The sequence below is a fragment of the Nesterenkonia pannonica genome (assembly GCF_019575955.1).
GTDB lineage: Bacteria > Actinomycetota > Actinomycetes > Actinomycetales > Micrococcaceae > Nesterenkonia > Nesterenkonia pannonica.
In genome coordinates this window covers 2,040,318-2,057,633 of sequence record NZ_CP080575.1, presented here as the reverse complement: position 1 = coordinate 2,057,633, position 17,316 = coordinate 2,040,318, and the positions used below count along the sequence as shown (strand labels likewise).

Here is a 17,316-nt window from a genome sequence, read left to right as displayed (position 1 = left end):
ACGAGCTGAGGGCGCGTGCGGCGTACATCGGCGCCAAGCGCTCCTCGGGAGTCCTGACCCGTGCAGGGCTGTGGGCGGTGTGGAGGCTCGCGGTGCTTGAGCGAACACGGCTCATGCGGTGTCTGAATCTCTTCCTCTTCCACTACGGCACGGTCATGGCCGCCGGGGCCGCCTACATGATGTTCTTCTCGGTGGCTGCCGTTCTCTTCGCAGGCTTCGGCATCGCCGGACTCGTCATCGGAGGCAACGAGGAGTATCAGGAGCTGATCGTCCGCGGCGTCGACAATGCGGTTCCGGGCGTACTCGACACGGGAGAGGGCGGGCTCGCTGCTCCCGCGGAGCTCTTCAGCACCGAAGGTCTGAATGTCGCCGTGACGCTCTCTCTGCTGGCGGCGGTCGTCACTTCGCTGTCCTGGGTGCACGGACTGCGGGCAGGGATACGAAGCATCTGGGACCGGCCGATCATGGCGGAGAACGTCGTGCTGGTCAAGATTCGTGATCTGGGCATGATGATCCTCCTTGTCGTCGTCGTTCTCTCCTCGGCGGTGCTCGGCGTCATCAGCCACGGCTTCATCGACGAGATCTTCGACGTTCTGGACTGGGATGCCGCGGGCGCCACGTATTGGCTTTCCCGCGGAGCCACACTCGCCATCGTGTTCGGACTCGACATGGTCGTCGCATTTCTTCTGATGCGGGTCGCTTCGCGGCTTGTCATTCCGGTGGGGTGCTGTGGCAGTCAATGCTCATCGCCGGCATCGGTGCGTCTGTGCTGCGTCTTGGCGCCGCCGAGCTCATTGCGCTGGGAGGCGAGGCGGAGAACCCGCTCCTGGGCCCGTTCGCCACCGTCGTCGGACTGTTCTTCTACTTCTATCTCTTCAGCCTCGTCTATCTCCTGGCCGCAAGCTGGGGGCCATTGCGGCGGCTGAGCATGCCGAGCGCAGGAGGCGCCTGGCGTGAGCTGCCGGAAGGCTCATCAGCACTGCGCACGAACCGTCTTTTTCTACAGCGTGTAGAAGTTAACTATTCGTCCTTGCAGATGAATTACAGCTAAGATGAGCAGGAAACATTTCGCACCCAAGCACGCGACAGAGACGTCGCCGCGTCATCCATGGAGGTTCACCACCGGTGACACAGACAGCTGAAACGAAAGGGGGCGCTCGCCAAGCGAGGCACCCTCTACAAGGGACGTGAGGGGATGTGGTCTTGGGTCGGTCACCGCATCACCGGCGTCGGGATCTTCTTCTTCCTTCTGGTCCACGTCCTCGACACCTCCTTGGTGCGCGTCTCTCCTGAGGCGTACAACGCGGTGATCGGAGCGTACAAGCACCCGATCATGATTGCCGGTGAGATCGGACTCGTCGGAGCGATCGTCTTCCACGCGTTCAACGGCCTGCGCATCATACTGGTGGACTTCTGGAAGCAGGGGACCCGTTACCACAAGCAGATGCTGTATGTGGTGCTGGTCCTCTGGCTCGTGACCATGGTGGCGTTCTCCGCTCGCCACCTCATGCTTTTCATCGGTGGGGAGTGAATGCGCCAATGACCGCAGCACCTAACTCTGAAGCAATCCTCCCGGCGCAGGGCATCGAAGCGCCGCGCTCCGGCAAGGTCGACCCGAAGTATCTGCGCAAGGGCTCCTCGCGCGGCAACTTCGAGATGGTCACGTGGGTCTTCATGCGCGTCTCCGGCGTGGCACTGGTCGTTCTGATCTTCGTGCACCTCTACACCAACCTGATGGTCGGTCAGGGGATCCACCAGATCGACTTCGCCTTCGTCGCCGGAAAGTGGGCCAACCCCGTCTGGCAGTTCTGGGACCTGACCATGCTCTGGCTGGCCATGCTCCACGGCACCAACGGAATGCGCACCATCGTGAACGACTATGCGGAGAAGGACACCACTCGCATGTGGCTGAAGTCCATCCTGTATGTCTCCACCACGGTCATCATCATTCTGGGCACCATGGTGATCTTCACCTTCGAGCCCTGCCTGGTCGACGACTCGGGCCAGCTGCTGGAGCACGCTCCGAGCTTCTGCCAGAACGTCGTGAACTGACCGACTGCGCACGCATCCCTGATCACCTACGCACCACGAAAAGAGAGCCAGCCTCACTATGCAGGTTCATAAGTACGACGTCGTCATCGTCGGCGCATGGCGCCGGCATGCGCGCTGCCATCGAATCGGGCCAGCGGGCGCACACCGCCGTCCTGACCAAGCTCTACCCCACCCGCTCCCACACCGGCGCCGCCCAGGGCGGCATGTGCGCCGCGCTGGCGAACGTGGAGGAGGACAACTGGGAATGGCACACCTTCGACACCGTCAAGGGCGGTGACTACCTGGTCGACCAAGACGCAGCTGAGGTGATGGCCAAAGAAGCCATCGACGCCGTCCTGGACCTCGAGAAGATGGGCCTGCCGTTCAACCGGACGCCCGAGGGGAAGATCGACCAGAGGCGCTTCGGCGGGCACACTCGAGACCACGGCAAGGCCGCCGTGCGCCGCTCCTGCTACGCCGCTGACCGCACCGGTCACATGATTCTCCAGACGCTGTACCAGAACTGCGTGAAGCACAACGTCGAGTTCTACAACGAGTACTACGTGCTGGACCTCATCACCGTCGAGGAGGACGCAGTCCGCGAGGATGGCACCTCCTACAAGCAGAAGCGCGTTGCAGGCGTCGTCACCTACGACCTCGCCTCAGGTGAGATTCACATCTTCCAGGCCAAGTCCGTGGTCTTCGCCACCGGCGGCCTGGGCAAGATCTACAAGACCACGTCCAACGCCCACACCCTCACCGCCGACGGCATGGCCATCGCCTACCGCGCTTAAGATTCCGCTCGAGGACATGGAGTTCGTCCAATTCCATCCCACCGGCCTCGCCGGGCTGGGAATCCTGCTGTCGGAGGCTGCGCGAGGCGAAGGCGGCATCCTGCGCAACAGCGAGGGTGAGCGGTTCATGGAGCGCTACGCCCCCACCATCAAGGACCTCGCGCCGCGCGACATCGTCGCCCGATCCATGGCCAACGAGGTGCGGGAGGGACGAGGCGCGGGTCCGAACAAGGACTACGTCTACCTGGACCTCACCCACCTCGAGCCGGAGCACATCGACGCGAAGCTCCCGGACATCACGGAGTTCGCTCGCACGTATCTCGGCGTTGAGCCCTACACCGAGCCTGTGCCGGTCTTCCCGACCTGCCACTACGCCATGGGCGGCATCCCCACCAACATCAAGGCGGAGGTCCTCCAGGACAACGACACCATCGTCCCTGGCCTCTACGCCGCCGGTGAGGTCGCCTGCGTCTCGGTCCACGGCTCAAACCGCCTCGGCACGAACTCCCTGCTGGACATCAACGTCTTCGGAAAGCGCGCCTACTCTACGCAGCTGAGTACGCAAGCGGAGCCGACTTCGTCGAGCTGCCGGAGACTCCGGAGACCTTCGTGACGGATCAGCTGAGCATGCTCCGCGACTCCAGCGGGACGGAACGGGTCGCAGCGATCCGCTCCGAGCTCCAGGAGACCATGGACGCGAACCTTCAGGTGTTCCGGTCCGAGGACACCATCAAGACGGCTCTTGCGGACATCGTGAAGCTCAGGGAGCGCTACGAGCGCATCACCGTGCAGGACAAGGGACGCCGGTTCAACCTCGACCTCCTCGAGGCCCTGGAGCTTGGCTTCCTGCTCGACATGGCCGAGGTCACGGCCGTGGCGGCGCTGCACCGCAAGGAGTCCCGCGGCGGCCACTACCGCGAAGACTTCCCCGAGCGCGACGACGACAACTTCATGAAGCACACCATGCTCTACAAGGATCCCGAGGCTGAGACCGAGGGAGTCAAGGGCATGCGCTTCGACACCAAACCCGTGACCTTCACCCGCTATGAGCCGATGGAGCGTAAGTACTGATGAGCACTCCCACTGTTGAGCAGGAACCAGCAAGCAAGGTAGAGCTCGGCGAATCCGTTTAGCGGCGCTGGTGCCGTCGAATCGTTCACCGTCAACCTTCAAGTCCGCCGCTACGACCCCGAATTCTCAGAGGATGCCCGTTGGGACACCTGGGAAGTCACCATGCACGGCACCGACCGTGTGCTGGACGCCCTCCACAAGGTCAAGTGGGAGATCGACGGTTCGCTGACGTTCCGCCGCTCATGCGCCCACGGCATCTGCGGATCCGACGCCATGCGGATCAACGGACGCAACCGGCTGGCGTGCAAGACCCTTCTGAAGGATCTCGACACGTCCAAGCCGGTCATCGTGGAGCCCATCAAGGGCCTCCCGGTGGAGAAGGACCTGATCGTGGACATGGAGCCCTTCTTCCAGTCCTACCGCGAGGTCATGCCCTTCCTGGTGGCGAACACCCCCGCGCCCACGGCGGAGCGCCTGCAGTCGCCCGAAGAGCGTCAGCGCTTCGACGACACCACCAAGTGCATCCTCTGCGCCGCCTGCACGAGCTCCTGCCCTGTGTTCTGGACCGACGGCCAGTACTTCGGCCCCGCAGCGATCGTGAATGCGCACCGATTCATCTTCGACTCCCGCGACGACGCCGGCGATATGCGCCTCGAGGTCCTCAACGACAAAGAGGGCGTGTGGCGCTGCCGCACCACGTTCAACTGCACGGACGCATGTCCTCGCGGCATCGAAGTGACCAAAGCGATCCAAGAGGTGAAGACCGCCGTCATCACCAGGAGCCTCTAGTCACGGCAGCAGGCTGCGACACCGCCTGATCGCCGCATCCGAGCTGCAGAGCGCGTGAAGCACAGATGAAGGGGAGCACCTCGCCGGAGGTGCTCCCTTCATCTGCATCGGGAGCCGTCTCGGGGATACGCTAGTGGGCGTGACTTCGACAGATCCTCTCTCCCGGTTCCATGCCGTGATCCCTGCCGCATGGGTGGGCACACGGCTGTGGCCGCTCTCTCGGGCGGACGCGCCCAAGTTCCTCCACGACCTGACCGGCTCCGGAACCACGCTCATCCGCTCCACCTACGAGCGGCTGAGCCCATTGGCGAAAGACCGGGTCATGGTCGTCACCGGGCTCAAGCACGCCGAGGCCGTCACCCGCCAGATTCCGGAGCTTCAGAGCAACGATCTGGTGCTGGAGCCCGAGCCCAAAGACTCCGCGGCCGCCATCGGCCTCGCCGCAGCGATCCTCGCCCAGCGCGATCCCAACATCATCATGGGCTCCTTCGCCGCAGACCAGGTCATCGCCCCGGTCGACGACTTCCAGGACGCAGTGCGTGAGGCGGTGACCACGGCAGCCACGGGAAAGATCGTCACCATCGGGATCAAGCCCACCCACCCTCAACAGGCTTCGGATACATCCGTCAGGGACCCGCCTACCCAGTGGAGGGAGCCCCTCACGCCCACCATGTGGCGGAATTCGTGGAGAAGCCCGAGCAGCATCTCGCCGATGAGTACGTCGCCTCCGGGGACTACCTCTGGAACGCCGGCATGTTTGTGGCGCCGGTCGGTCTGCTGCTGCAGCACCTGAAGGATGCCGAGCCTGAGCTGCACGCAGGGCTGACGCGGATCGCCGCAGCGTGGAACACCGAAGCCCAGGACCTCGCCCTCGCCCGGGTCTGGCCCACACTGCCGAAGATCGCCATCGACTATGCCGTCGCCGAACCGGCCTCCGCCGTTTATGACGTGGCGGTCATCCCCGGAGACTTCACCTGGGACGACGTGGGGACTTCGCGGCCATCGCCCGCCTGAACCCCGCCAGCCACCAAGAGGGCATGACAGTGATCGGCGCCAAGGCCCGGGTCTACCCGAGGACTCCACCGGGATCGTGGTGGCGGACACCAACCGGGTCGTCGCCCTCATCGGGGTGGAGGACATCGTCGTGGTCGACACCGGCGATGCCCTCCTTGTGACGAACACCAGCCATGCGCAGAACGTGAAGCAAGCAGTGCAGGCGCTCAAGGACAAGGGAGACTCTGATGTCCTCTGAGACCAGCGCCGAAGCGATCATCGAGGAGCTCGAGCCGCAGCTCATCAGCTTTCGCCGGGACCTCCATGCCCACCCGGAGCTGTCGTGGAAGGAAGTGCGCACCACTGCCCAGATTCGCGGCACGCTCGAGGCGGCAGGTCTCTCCCGCAGCTCCTGCCGGAGACCACCGGGCTCTACGTGGACGTCGGGCCCGCGGACGCTCCCTTTGCCGCAGGCTTCCGCGGCGACATCGATGCGCTGCCCATCACCGAGGCGACCAAGCTGCCCTACGCCTCTGCCGAGGACGGCGTCGCTCACGCGTGCGGGCACGATATCCACGCCACCGTCATGGTGGGCCTGGCCCTCGCCCTGAAGCGCCTCCATGCCGAGGACCGCCTCAACCACCGCGTCCGCGTGCTGTTCCAGCCCGCCGAGGAGAAGTTCCCCGGCGGAGCCCAGGAGATCGTCAAGCGGGGGCTGCTGGAGCCGCTTCCTCGCATCTTCGCCCTGCATTGCGACCCGAAGCTGACGGTGGGCGCCATCGGCACCAGAATCGGTCCCATCACCTCAGCCGGGGATCTGGTGCGCATCGAAGTCTCAGGCCGTGGAGGGCACACCTCACGTCCGCACCTGACCGAAGATGTCATCGGGGCGCTCGGGCACATCGCCACCGTCGTGCCCGCCGTGCTGTCACGACGCATCGACATCCGATCCGGGGTCTCCCTGGTGTGGGGCCATATCGAAGCGGGCAGCGCGGCCAACGCCATCCCTTCCACCGGCACCCTCCACGGAACGATGAGAATTCTGGACGTTGAGGCCTGGCGGGAGGCCGGCGGTGTGCTGGCCTCCATCGTGCAGCAGGCCGCCGCGGCCTATGGCGTGGACGTCTCCCTCGATCACGTCCGCGGTGTGCCGCCCGTGCAGAACGCTGAGGCGGAGACGGCGCTGCTTGACCGCGTCGCCAAAGAGGTCCTCGGAGACGCCGGACTCACCCTCGCCGAACAGTCCATGGGAGGAGAGGACTTCGGATGGATGACCCAAGCCGTCCCCGGATCCATGTTCAGGCTGGGCACCATGACTCCCGAGGGCGAGCTCTACGACCTTCACCGCGGCGACTACGCCCCGATGAGCGGGCCATCGGAGCGGGCCTCCGCGTGATGGTGGGAGCCGCACAGGCCTCCATGGAGGAGCAGGATCGTGGCTGACGAGGAGTTTGAGGGCCTGGTCCAAGCCGCCCAAGAAGCGATGAGCGCCGCCTACGCCCCTACTCGCGCTACCCGGTCGGAGCCGCAGCACTGACCGACGGCGGCCAGGTGGTGACGGGCTGCAACGTGGAGAACGCCAGCTACGGCGTCGGTCTGTGCGCCGAGTGCACCCTGGTCGGTCAGCTTCTGCTCAGCGGCGGCGGAAGGATCGTCGCCTTCGCCTGCGTCAACAGCGCCGGAGAGATCATCATGCCGTGCGGGCGGTGCAGGCAGCTCCTCAATGAGTTCGCCGCGCCCAGCCTGCGCATTCTTACCCCGCTGGGAGTGCGCTCCTGGGAGCAGGTCCTGCCCCAGCCGTTCGGCCCCGCAGACCTGGAGGAGACGCATTGACTGCCCACGACCAGCACGACGCTGTTGACCTGATCCGCGCCAAACGCGACGGCGGAACTCTGACCGGCGAGCAGATCAGCTGGCTGATCCGCGCATACACCGACGGGGCAGTGGCGGATGAGCAGATGAGCGCCCTAGCCATGGCCGTCCTGCTGCGCGGGATGAGCCGAGCTGAGATATCCCAGTGGACCGGCGCCATGATCGCGTCCGGCGAGCGTATGGACTTCAGCGGACTGCGGGCGGCCGACGGCACACGTCGGCTCACCGCCGACAAGCACTCCACCGGCGGCGTGGGGACAAGATCACCCTGCCCCTGGCGCCGCTGGTCGCCAGCTTCGGCGTTCCTGTCCCGCAGCTCTCCGGGCGCGGGCTCGGCCACACCGGAGGCACTCTGGACAAGCTGGAGTCCATTCCCGGGTGGCGGGCCCACCTGACGAACGAGGAGATCAACGATCAGCTGGATCAGGTGGGTGCGGTCATCTGCGCCGCAGGCTCAGGCTTGGCTCCGGCGGACAGGAAGCTCTACGCGCTCCGCGACGTCACCGGCACCGTGGAGTCGATCCCGCTGATCGCCAGCTCCATCATGTCCAAGAAGATCGCCGAGGGGACGGATGCTCTGGTCCTTGACGTGAAGACCGGAGTAAGCGCGTTCATGAAGACCCGCGACGACGCGCAGGAGCTCGCGCGCACGATGGTGGCGCTGGGCACCGATGCCGGCGTGCGAACCACTGCCCTGATCACGCGCATGGACACGCCTCTCGGCCTGACCGCTTAAGCAACGCCGTGGAGGTGGAGGAGTCCGTCGAGGTGCTCGCCGGGGAGGGCTTAGCAGATGTCGTGGAGCTCACGCTCGCACTGGCCCGAGAGATGCTGCTGAGCGCGGAGTCGACGCGGATCCGGCGGAGCACCTCTCCAACGGCCGGGCCATGGATTCCTGGAAGCAGATGATCCGCGCTCAGGGAGGCGACCCGGAGAGCCCGCTGCCGCAGGCCAAGCATTCGCACACCGTCACCGCCTCAGAGTCAGGGTGCTGGCGCGCCTCGACGCCTACTCCGTGGGCGTTGCCGCCTGGAGGCTCGGCGCCGGGAGAGCCCGCAAGGAGGACCCTGTCCAAGCTGCGGCGGGCGTGCGCATGCATGCCAAGCCCGGCCAAAGAGTCACGGCGGGGCAGCCCCTGCTGACCCTCACCACGGATGAGGAGCAGCGCATCGCTCGAGCCGAAGCAGCTCTGGAGGGTGCGTGGGAGATCACCGGCACGGCAGACCAGCCGGAGCCGCTGGTGACGGCGCGCATCACCGCAGCCGATCTCTGAGGGACGCTGAGCCGTGAGAATCTTCGAATTCCTCGACTCCCTGCAGGAGTGGGTGCTCGACGCCGCCTCGGGATGGTGGACGCTGCTCGGCCTCTTCGGGTTCGTGACCGTCAACGGGTTCTTCCCGCCCCTGCCCTCGGACTCCTGATCATCGCGCTCGGCTCCGTCCAGGATCAGCCCGGGACCCCGTGGTGGCCGTGGGTCATCATGACGGCCGGTGCGGCTGCGATTCTGGGAGACATCGTGGCGTATCGGCTCGGCCGGGCCATCGGAACGGATCGCTTCCGGTGGATGCGGCGCCCTGCCATGCAGCGAACTCTGGCATGGGCCAGGCATGGGCTGGACAAGCGCGGAGTGCCGGTCATCTTCGTCGGCCGCTTCATTCCCGGCGCCCGCGTGGGGATCAACTTCGTGGCGGGGTCGACCGGCTACTCGCTGCCGCGCTTCGTCCTGATCGACGCCGTCGCCTCCCTGCTGTGGGCATCGTGGCTCGTGACCCTGGGCGCAGTGGGCGACGCCATCTTCGGGCACATGCTGCTGGCCATGGTGGTCGGCATAGCCTTCGCCGTCGTGGTCGGCCTGGTCTGCGAGCGGATCTTCTCCCGGATCACCCGGTGGTTGGACCGCCGCGGCGTGCATCTGGATCCCGAGGGGTATCAGGACACCTCAGCCATCGACCTGCCTCCGCCGGTGCGCCTGCGCTTAAGCACCGCGAGGATGAGGAGTGAGCCTGCTCAGCCCGCGCCGAGAGCGTCCTGAATGGGCCCGGAGACGAAGTACAGCAGGAACATCGCGGAGGTGACGTACATCAGCGGGTGCGCCTCCGCGAACTTTCCCCGCAGCGCCTTGATCACCGTGAACGTGATGAACCCGGCCCCGATCCCGTTGGTGATCGAGTAGCTGAAGGGCATGATCACGATGGTCATGAAGGCCGGAATGGCAATCTCGGCGTCCGTCCAGTCGATCTTGGTGATCTGCTGCATCATCAGGAACCCGACGAGGACGAGGGTCGCGGAGGCAGCCTCGGTGGGAATGACGGCAGCAAGCGGCGCCAGCACGATCGTGGCGAGGAACAGTGCGCCGGTGACGACGTTGGCCAGACCGGTCCGGGCTCCGTCCCCGACGCCCACGGTGGACTCGATGAACCCGGAGTTCACCGAGGTGCCGCCCATTCCGCCGCCGATGGTGCCGACCGCATCGGAGACCATGATGCGGCGCGAGTGGGGAATCTCCCCGCGCTCGTCCCGGATCCCGCCGGTGTTGGAGACCCCGACCATTGTCCCGAGCAGGTCGAAGAAGTTGGCCAGCAGGAGGGTGAAGACCAGAAGGGCTGCCGCGACGACCCCCACCGACTCCCAGGAGCCCAACAGGTTGAACTCTCCCAGGAGGGAGAGGTCGGGGAGGGCGAACCACTCCTGGTCCAGGGAGGGCACGTTGAGGTCCCAGCCGTACGGCTGGTCCTCGCTCGCGGGACCGACGCTGAGGACCGCCTCGATCGTGATGGCGAGCACCGTGGCCGAGACGATCGAATAGAGGATGGCGCCCCGCACGTTCGCCGACCACATCACGAACAGGGCGAAGAGGGCCACCAGGAAGATCAGCAGCGGCCAGCCGAAGACGAACCCGTCGACGCCCAGCTCAAGGCCCAGCCTCCGGCGTTCTGGATGAATCCGGCGTTGACCATGCCGATGAGGGCGATGAAAAGACCGATACCCACACTGATCGCCACCTTGAGCTCGGGCGGCACCGCGTTGAAGATCGCTGACCGGAAGCCCGTCAGCACCAGGATCAGCAGAATCACGCCTTCGATCACCACCAGGCCCATGGCGTCGGCCCATGTCATCCCGGGAAGCACCACGATCCCGTAGGTGATGAACGCTGACAGTCCCAGCGACGATGACACGGCCATCGGGAACTTCCCCAGCACGCCCATGAGGATCGTCAGCGTGCCTGACACCAACGACGTGGCCGCTGCGACAGCGGAAGGTTGGGCTCGCTGCCCCTCCCAGGTACTGCCCGGTGGAATCGGCGGAGGCGCCGATGATGAGCGGGTTCAGGACGATGATGTACGACATCGCCAGGAATGTGGCGACGCCGCCGCGCATCTCTCGGCTGACCGTGGATCCGCGGGCCGAAATCTCGAAGTAGCGGTCGAGGCCACCGCGGGGCTCGGGCGGAAACGGCTGCTGGGAAGTCTGTGCAGAGCTCACGAGGGGGAACTCTATTCGCACCGGCCCCTGCCTGGCGATCTGCACCGGTAGGCTGAGGGCATGGCCATGATAACCAGCCTCGAGACCCAGATCCGCGACCTCCCAAAGTCTCCCTGCACGACCACCTGGACGGTGCGCTGCGCCCCGCCACGCTCATTGAGCTGGCGCAGCAGGTCGGCCACGAGCTGCCGACCCAGGACCCCGAGGAGCTGGCGGAGACGTTCCGCTCCAACGCCGACTCCGGTGATCTCATGAGGTACCTGGAAGCCTTTGCGCACACCACCGCGGTGATGCAGTCCGCCGAGAACCTCCGTCGTGTGGCTCGCGAGTATGTGGAGGACCTCGCAGCCGACGGGGTCGTCTACGCGGAGGTCCGCTGGGCGCCGGAGCAGCATGCTGAGGGCGGCCTCAGCCTCGACGAGGCCGTGGAGGCCGTGCAGGCCGGACTCACCGACGGCGTGGAGTCCGTCTCGGACCAGGACGGCATCATCGTGGTCGGTCAGCTGCTGTGCGCCATGAGGATGAACGACCGCGCCGATGAGATCGCCGAGCTCGCCCTGCGGCACCGGGAGAAGGGCGTAGTCGGGTTCGACATCGCCGGGCCCGAGGACGGCTTCCTGCCGAGCCGCTTCGAATCTGCCTTCACCACCCTCGCCCAGAACATGCTGCCCGTCACGGTGCACGCCGGAGAGGCGGCAGGCGTGGACTCGGTCAGGGACGCGCTGGTCTCCGGGCGCGCCTGCTTACTGGGCACGGAATACGCATCGCCGAGGACATCACGCTCACCGAGGGCACCGATTCGCGCTCTCGGGCTGCGGAGGGCGGAGACGAGGAGCTCGTCGAGGTGAACCTGGGAGAGACCGCCCGCTGGGTCCGGGACCGCCAGGTTCACCTGGAGACCAGCCCGACGTCGAACCTGCAGACCGGCGCCGTGGCTGCCCTGTCGGGCGACGGCAGCAGCACCATGGCTGACCATCCCTTCGACATGCTTTACCAGCTGGGCTTCAACGTGGGCGTCAACACGGACAACCGGCTCGTCTCCGGCGTGACGCTCTCCGGCGAGCTCGCCGCTCTTGCTGAGGCCTTCGACTACGGCATGGCCGAGCTGGTCGACTTTCAGATCAACGCCCTGGAGGCGAGCTTCCTCGGGTACGAGGAGCGTGAGGCGCTCTCGGCCTTCATCCTGGAGGCCTGGCAGTAGCGATGGAGCACATGGCCGCGCTGCAGCGCACCGTCGCCGAGCTGCGGGAGCACTGCCCATGGACGCGCGCCCTGGACCACCAGGCCTTGGCCGGATACCTCACGGAGGAGGCCGAAGAGGTCTCGGAGGAGATCCGCGCGGGATCGATGGGCGATCCGCTGCGCAAGGAGCTGGGCGACGTCCTGCTTCAGGTCGTCCTCCACGCCCAGCTCGCAGCGGAGCGCGGAGAGTTCACCCTCGACGATGTCGCTGAGGCCATGTACTCCAAGCTGGTCCGCCGCAGTCCCCACGTCTACCGGCCTGACGGCACCCTCGACCTCGCCGGGCGAGTCTCGAGGAGATCGAGGCTGCCTGGCAGCGCATCAAAGCTCAAGAGAAATCGGAAGAAGGAGAATAGCCATGTCCCTCATCGCCAGCGTCTATGGGCGCGAGATCCTCGATTCCCGCGGGAACCCCACGGTGGAGGTTGACGTCCTGCTGGACGACGGCAGCTTCGGCCAGGCCGCCGTGCCGTCGGGCGCATCCACCGGTGCCTTCGAGGCCGTCGAGCTGCGGGACGAGGACACCTCCCGCTACCTCGGCAAGGGCGTGACCAAGGCCGTCAAGGCCGTCAACGAAGTCATCGCTCCGGCGCTGGAGGCCCTGGACGCCACCGAGCAGCGCCTGATCGACCACCTGCTCCTCGAGCTCGACGACACCGAGAACAAGAGCTCGCTGGGAGCCAACGCGATCCTCGGGGTATCGCTCGCCGTTGCCAAGGCCGCCGCCGACGCCTCCGACCTGCCGCTGTACAAGTACCTCGGGGTCCCAACGCACACGTGCTGCCGGTGCCGATGATGAACATCCTCAACGGCGGCTCGCACGCGGACTCCAACGTCGACATCCAGGAGTTCATGATCGCCCCGGTCGGCGCTTCCACCTTCACCGAGGCGCTGCGCACCGGCGCGGAGGTGTACCACGCGCTCAAGGCGCTCCTGAAGGAGAAGGGGCTCTCGACCGGACTGGGCGATGAGGGCGGCTTCGCCCCGACCTGCCGTCCAACCGAGCAGCCCTTGACCTGATCACCGAGGCGATCACCCGGGCCACTTACCAGCCCGGCAAGGATGTGGCCCTGGCCCTCGACGTGGCCGCCTCGGAGTTCTACTCCGACGGCGCCTACACCTTCGAGGGCGAGTCGAAGACGCCCGAGCAGATGAGCGAGTACTACAGGGAGCTCGTCGAGTCCTACCCCTGGTCTCCATCGAGGACCCCTCGACGAGGACGACTGGTCGGGCTGGAAGACGCTCACCGACGCGATCGGTGCTCAGGTCCAGCTCGTCGGCGACGACCTGTTCGTGACCAACCCCACTCGCCTGGCCCGGGGCATCGAGAGCAGCACCGCCAACAGCCTGCTCGTCAAGGTCAACCAGATCGGCTCCTCACGGAGACTCTGGATGCGATCAGCCTCGCCCAGCGCAGCCAGTACACCACCATGATCAGCCACCGCTCAGGCGAGACCGAGGATGTCACCATCGCGGACATCGCCGTGGCCGCCAACGCAGGCCAGATCAAGACCGGTGCTCCCGCGCGCTCCGAGCGGGTCGCCAAGTACAACCAGCTTCTGCGCATCGAGGAGGAGCTGGGCGACGCTGCGGCCTACGCGGGACGCAGCGCATTTCCGCGCTTCACCCCTGATCAGACCTTGCACTGATCTCGAATGCCCGGAGGTCCGGCCTCATATGAGGACCGGGCCTCCGGGCATTCGCAGCAGTCCAGGGGTCCGGCCTGAGGGCCGCCGCGTGTCAAAGGTGCTGCCGGTGCGGCGGCCCCTTAACCTGTGTACACCTTCCCATTACGCACACCGAGGACATGCCACATGGCCCGAGACGCTCAGTCAGCCGACGATGCTTACCACACTCCTCGATCCGAGGAGAAGCAGGGCCGTCGGCCTTCGCGCACCGAGCGCGACGAGCGGCGCAGGCTCAGCGAGCGCGAGCAGGTCTCCGGCGAGATCCGCACGCCTACCACATCGCCGCGCGTCGAGCGCGCCGGGTGGATCGCCCTGACCGGCCATCCGCCGGGGCCTCGCGCCGATCCCCGGTGAGCGCATCGGCCGCCGTCCCCGAGCGGACCCTCTCAGGCCGCGCGATCGTGCTGACCATCGTGGCCCTCGTCGTCGTCTCCTTCCTGGTTCCCACGGTCCGGACGTACTTCCAGCAGCAGAGCGAGCTCGAGGAGCTCTCCGTCCAGATCCGCGCCGAGCAGCAGGAGCAGGCCGACCTCTACGCAGAGCTGGCCCGGTGGGAGGACCCGGAGTTCGTCACCCAGCAGGCCCGGGAGCGGCTGAACCTCGTGCAGCCCGGCGACCGTCGGTATCACGTGATGAATGCCTCCGCCGATGAGCCGGTGGAGGAGGAGGCGCAGGAGGAGCAGAGCGAATCCTGGGCCGAACGGCTGTGGACGGCATTCTTGCGGATGCCGACGAGTGAGCGCTCGATCACCGGTACCCTGGTTCGCTGTGGAAGAGAACGCACCTGAGGCCAAGACGCCCGCCGCCGAGGATCTCGACACCCTGAGTCTGCAGCTCGGCTTACCCGTGCGCGACGTCGTAGAGATCGGCGCGCGATGCCGCTGCGGAAGTCCCTGGTGGCGACGACGGCCCCCGCCTGTCGAACGGCATACCCTTTCCCACCACCTTCTACCTGACCCACCCCACCATCACCGCTGCGGTCTCGCGGCTGGAGGCCGCCGGTGTCATGGCCGAGATGAGCGAGCGTCTGCAGGAGGACTCCGCGCTCGCAGACGCGTACCGGGCCGCGCACGAGGCGTACCTGGCCGATCGGGAGCGTGTGCGGACTGCTGCTTACCTGGAGCCCGTGTGGGAGATCGAGGGAATCAGTGCCGGAGGGATGCCGGAGCCCAGAGTGAAGTGCCTCCACGTCCACGTCGGCCACTCCCTCGCCGCGGGGCCGGGCGTCAACCCCATCGGCGATGAGGCTCTGCAGCGCATCGCAGCCGACTGGACCCTCGAGACCTGCACGTGCCGCAGCGCCTGGGACCATGGGGCTGATGTCCCGAAGAAGGATCTGTCACGGCACGTGAAGAGGCTCAGAAGCGGAGACCAGGAGTAGACATGGCCGGAACGGAAGCCCGGCGGGTGGCCGCCATCGACTGCGGAACCAACTCCATCCGCCTGCTCATCGCCGACGTCACCAGCGCGTCAGAGGCCGCCCCCAGCGTGCTCAGCGACGTGGACCGTCGGATGACGGTGGTGCGGCTCGGCGAGGGCGTCGACACTTCAGGAGAATTCTCGCCCGCCGCGCTGGAGCGCACCTTCGCCGCAGTGGAGGACTACGCCGCCCGCATCGCCGCCCACGGCGCTGAGCGCGTGCGCTTCGTCGCCACCTCCGCCAGCCGAGATGCGGCCAACAGGGACGAGTTCCTCTCCGGGGTCACGGAGCGGGTACGCGCAGCCGTGCCGGACTTCGACGGACCCGAGGTCGTCGACGGCGACGAGGAGGCGGCCCTGTCGTTCGCGGCGCCGCGGGCGTGCTCGACTGGGATGCTCTGCTCGCCGCCCATCCGGAGGGGAAGGTGCTCGTCGTCGATCTCGGCGGGGATCCACCGAGTTCGTCCTGGGAACAGCAGCCGGAGCTGAGCACGGCGAATCCACCGACATGGGGTGCGTGCGCTTCGCCGAGCGGTACCTGCGATCCGACCCTCCCACTCACGACGAGATCCGTGCCGCGACGGCCGAGGTACGCCGCATCCTCGGTGCCCTGAGCGTGCCGCTGCACGAGGTGCGAGCCGTTGTCGGGGTGGCGGGAACGGTCACCACCATCACCGCTCACGCCCTGGCGCTCACCGAGTACGACCCGGCCCGGATCAATGGGGCTCGGCTTCCCGTCGCCGCGGTCACCGAAGCCGCTGAGGATCTCGTCTCCATGGAGCGCGCCGACCGGGCGCAGCTCGGATTCATGCACCCGGGAAGGGTGGACGTCATCGGCGCAGGAGCGCTGATCTGGTCCCTGATCCTCGAGCATGTCAACGACGTGACCGGCGAGGCAGCAGGATCCTGCGTGGCCAGCGAGCACGACATTCTCGACGGCATCGCGCTCTCGATCGGCGAGCAGCGGACGGCGGTGCAGCGATGAGTCTGCGCAGCCGTCCCTCGGGCCTGGTTGCCGCCGCCGCGGCTGCCGCGCTGATTCTGCCGACGGCCGCAGCGCCCGCCGGCGCGGACACCTATCGCGACATGCAGTTCTGGCTTGACGACTACGGCGTCGAAGAGGCCTGGGAGACCACCGAGGGGAGGGCGTGACGATCGCGGTCATCGACACCGGCGTCGACGGCGGGCACCCGACCCTGGAAGGAGCTGTGGTGGGCGGCGCCGACTTCTCCGGCGGCGGAGAGTCCTCCGGAGCGCCGGTCACGCAGGCCGCCACCGAGCACGGCACCCTGGTCGCCTCTCTGGCTGCCGGGCGCGGCACAGATCCCGACGAGGGCATGGCCGACGAGGACCTCTTCGACGACATGGGCGACGACGAATGGGACGAATGGTTCGAGAACTTCGAGGCGGACCTGGAGGACGCCTACGGCGACGACTGGGAGGACGAGATCGATGAGGAGGCCCTGGATGAGTTCTACGAGACCAGGGAGTTTCCGCTCGATGAGGACCTCGAGGAGTCCGGAGGCGACGAGGAGGACGAGGACACCGACCCGCGCGGAGCAGGCGTGATCGGTGTGGCCCCGGCGCGGATCTGCTCTCGGCATCACTGGTGCTTGAGGACCCCAATCCCTACGGCCCGGGGACCGAGGAGCAGATTGCAGAGGCTGTCACCTGGGCCGTCGATCAGGAGCCGACATCATCAACATGTCGATCGGCTCCGGAGTCCAGGACTGGCCCGAATCCTGGGACGAGGCATTCCTCTACGCCGAGGAGCAGGACGTCCTGATCGTGGCGGCCTCCGGCAATCGCGCTGCGGGGCATCTGAGCGTCGGAGCTCCCGCCACCATTCCTGGGGTGCTGACGGTGGCCGGTGTGGATGAGGCCCGGAGCATCAGCCGGGACTCATCGTCGCAGGGCATTGCAGTGGACCTCGC

At 66.6% G+C, this 17,316-nt stretch carries 10 protein-coding genes and 11 pseudogenes; 20 read left to right on the top strand and 1 reads right to left on the bottom strand.

Going from position 1 to position 17,316, the window contains the following annotated elements:
- Positions 1–179 precede the first annotated feature (179 nt).
- The 11 genes and pseudogenes from K0H76_RS14645 (at position 180) to K0H76_RS14595 (ending at position 9,582) form a co-directional block, all read left to right on the top strand.
- Positions 180–926, top strand: a complete 747-nt coding sequence (locus K0H76_RS14645; RefSeq protein ID WP_258935428.1) for a YihY/virulence factor BrkB family protein — start codon at positions 180–182, stop codon at positions 924–926.
- 269 nt (positions 927–1,195) lie between these two features.
- Positions 1,196–1,531, top strand: coding sequence for a succinate dehydrogenase, cytochrome b556 subunit (gene sdhC, locus K0H76_RS14640; protein ID WP_146341989.1), 336 nt, complete (start codon positions 1,196–1,198; stop codon positions 1,529–1,531).
- An 8-nt stretch (positions 1,532–1,539) separates the two neighbouring features.
- Positions 1,540–2,052 (top strand): succinate dehydrogenase hydrophobic membrane anchor subunit, encoded by a 513-nt coding sequence (locus K0H76_RS14635; RefSeq protein ID WP_146341380.1) that lies wholly within the window; start codon positions 1,540–1,542, stop codon positions 2,050–2,052.
- A gap of 58 nt (positions 2,053–2,110) precedes the next feature.
- Positions 2,111–3,896 (top strand): annotated as a pseudogene (gene sdhA, locus K0H76_RS14630) (succinate dehydrogenase flavoprotein subunit).
- Positions 3,896–4,685: pseudogene (locus K0H76_RS14625) on the top strand (succinate dehydrogenase iron-sulfur subunit). Before sdhA ends, K0H76_RS14625 begins: the two co-directional pseudogenes overlap by 1 nt.
- 139 nt (positions 4,686–4,824) lie before the next feature.
- A pseudogene (locus K0H76_RS14620) lies at positions 4,825–5,937 on the top strand (sugar phosphate nucleotidyltransferase).
- Positions 5,927–7,121, top strand: a pseudogene (locus K0H76_RS14615) (amidohydrolase). Before K0H76_RS14620 ends, K0H76_RS14615 begins: the two co-directional pseudogenes overlap by 11 nt.
- A 40-nt stretch (positions 7,122–7,161) precedes the next feature.
- A pseudogene (locus K0H76_RS14610) lies at positions 7,162–7,511 on the top strand (cytidine deaminase).
- A pseudogene (locus K0H76_RS14605) lies at positions 7,508–8,823 on the top strand (thymidine phosphorylase). Before K0H76_RS14610 ends, K0H76_RS14605 begins: the two co-directional pseudogenes overlap by 4 nt.
- A 13-nt stretch (positions 8,824–8,836) precedes the next feature.
- A complete protein-coding gene (locus K0H76_RS14600) occupies positions 8,837–8,971 on the top strand; it encodes a hypothetical protein (protein WP_258933435.1) in 135 nt (44 codons plus the stop codon).
- Between the two features lie 59 nt (positions 8,972–9,030).
- Positions 9,031–9,582 carry a DedA family protein gene (locus K0H76_RS14595; protein WP_258933434.1) on the top strand — a complete coding sequence of 184 codons (552 nt, stop codon included), beginning with the start codon at positions 9,031–9,033 and terminating at the stop codon, positions 9,580–9,582.
- On the opposite strand, the pseudogene K0H76_RS14590 reads toward K0H76_RS14595, so the two are convergent.
- Positions 9,558–11,033: pseudogene (locus K0H76_RS14590) on the bottom strand (NCS2 family permease). The gene K0H76_RS14595 and the pseudogene K0H76_RS14590 overlap by 25 nt on opposite strands.
- A 113-nt stretch (positions 11,034–11,146) precedes the next feature.
- Between K0H76_RS14590 and K0H76_RS14585 the strand changes: the two are divergent.
- From K0H76_RS14585 to K0H76_RS14545, 9 genes and pseudogenes are all read left to right on the top strand, one after another.
- A pseudogene (locus K0H76_RS14585) lies at positions 11,147–12,234 on the top strand (adenosine deaminase).
- Between the two features lie 2 nt (positions 12,235–12,236).
- Positions 12,237–12,704, top strand: a complete 468-nt coding sequence (locus K0H76_RS14580; RefSeq protein WP_258933433.1) for a hypothetical protein — start codon at positions 12,237–12,239, stop codon at positions 12,702–12,704.
- Positions 12,634–13,924, top strand: a pseudogene (eno, locus tag K0H76_RS14575) (phosphopyruvate hydratase). The gene K0H76_RS14580 and the pseudogene eno overlap by 71 nt, the downstream one beginning before the upstream one ends.
- A 165-nt stretch (positions 13,925–14,089) precedes the next feature.
- The gene (locus tag K0H76_RS14570) at positions 14,090–14,317 is read left to right on the top strand and encodes a hypothetical protein (protein WP_258933432.1); all 228 of its coding nucleotides are present in this window, start codon (positions 14,090–14,092) and stop codon (positions 14,315–14,317) included.
- Entirely contained in the window at positions 14,314–14,751 is a 438-nt protein-coding gene (locus K0H76_RS14565) for a septum formation initiator family protein (RefSeq protein ID WP_258933431.1), read from the top strand. The genes K0H76_RS14570 and K0H76_RS14565 overlap by 4 nt, the downstream gene beginning before the upstream one ends.
- Positions 14,732–15,344: pseudogene (locus K0H76_RS14560) on the top strand (DUF501 domain-containing protein). Before K0H76_RS14565 ends, K0H76_RS14560 begins: the two are co-directional and overlap by 20 nt.
- Before the next feature lie 2 nt (positions 15,345–15,346).
- Positions 15,347–16,367 (top strand): annotated as a pseudogene (locus K0H76_RS14555) (Ppx/GppA family phosphatase).
- On the top strand, positions 16,364–16,534 hold the full coding sequence (locus tag K0H76_RS14550; protein WP_258933430.1) for a hypothetical protein: 171 nt from the start codon (positions 16,364–16,366) through the stop codon (positions 16,532–16,534). Before K0H76_RS14555 ends, K0H76_RS14550 begins: the two are co-directional and overlap by 4 nt.
- On the top strand, positions 16,531–17,262 hold the full coding sequence (locus K0H76_RS14545) for a S8 family serine peptidase (RefSeq protein ID WP_258933429.1): 732 nt from the start codon (positions 16,531–16,533) through the stop codon (positions 17,260–17,262). Before K0H76_RS14550 ends, K0H76_RS14545 begins: the two co-directional genes overlap by 4 nt.
- The last annotated feature ends 54 nt before the right edge of the window (positions 17,263–17,316 follow it).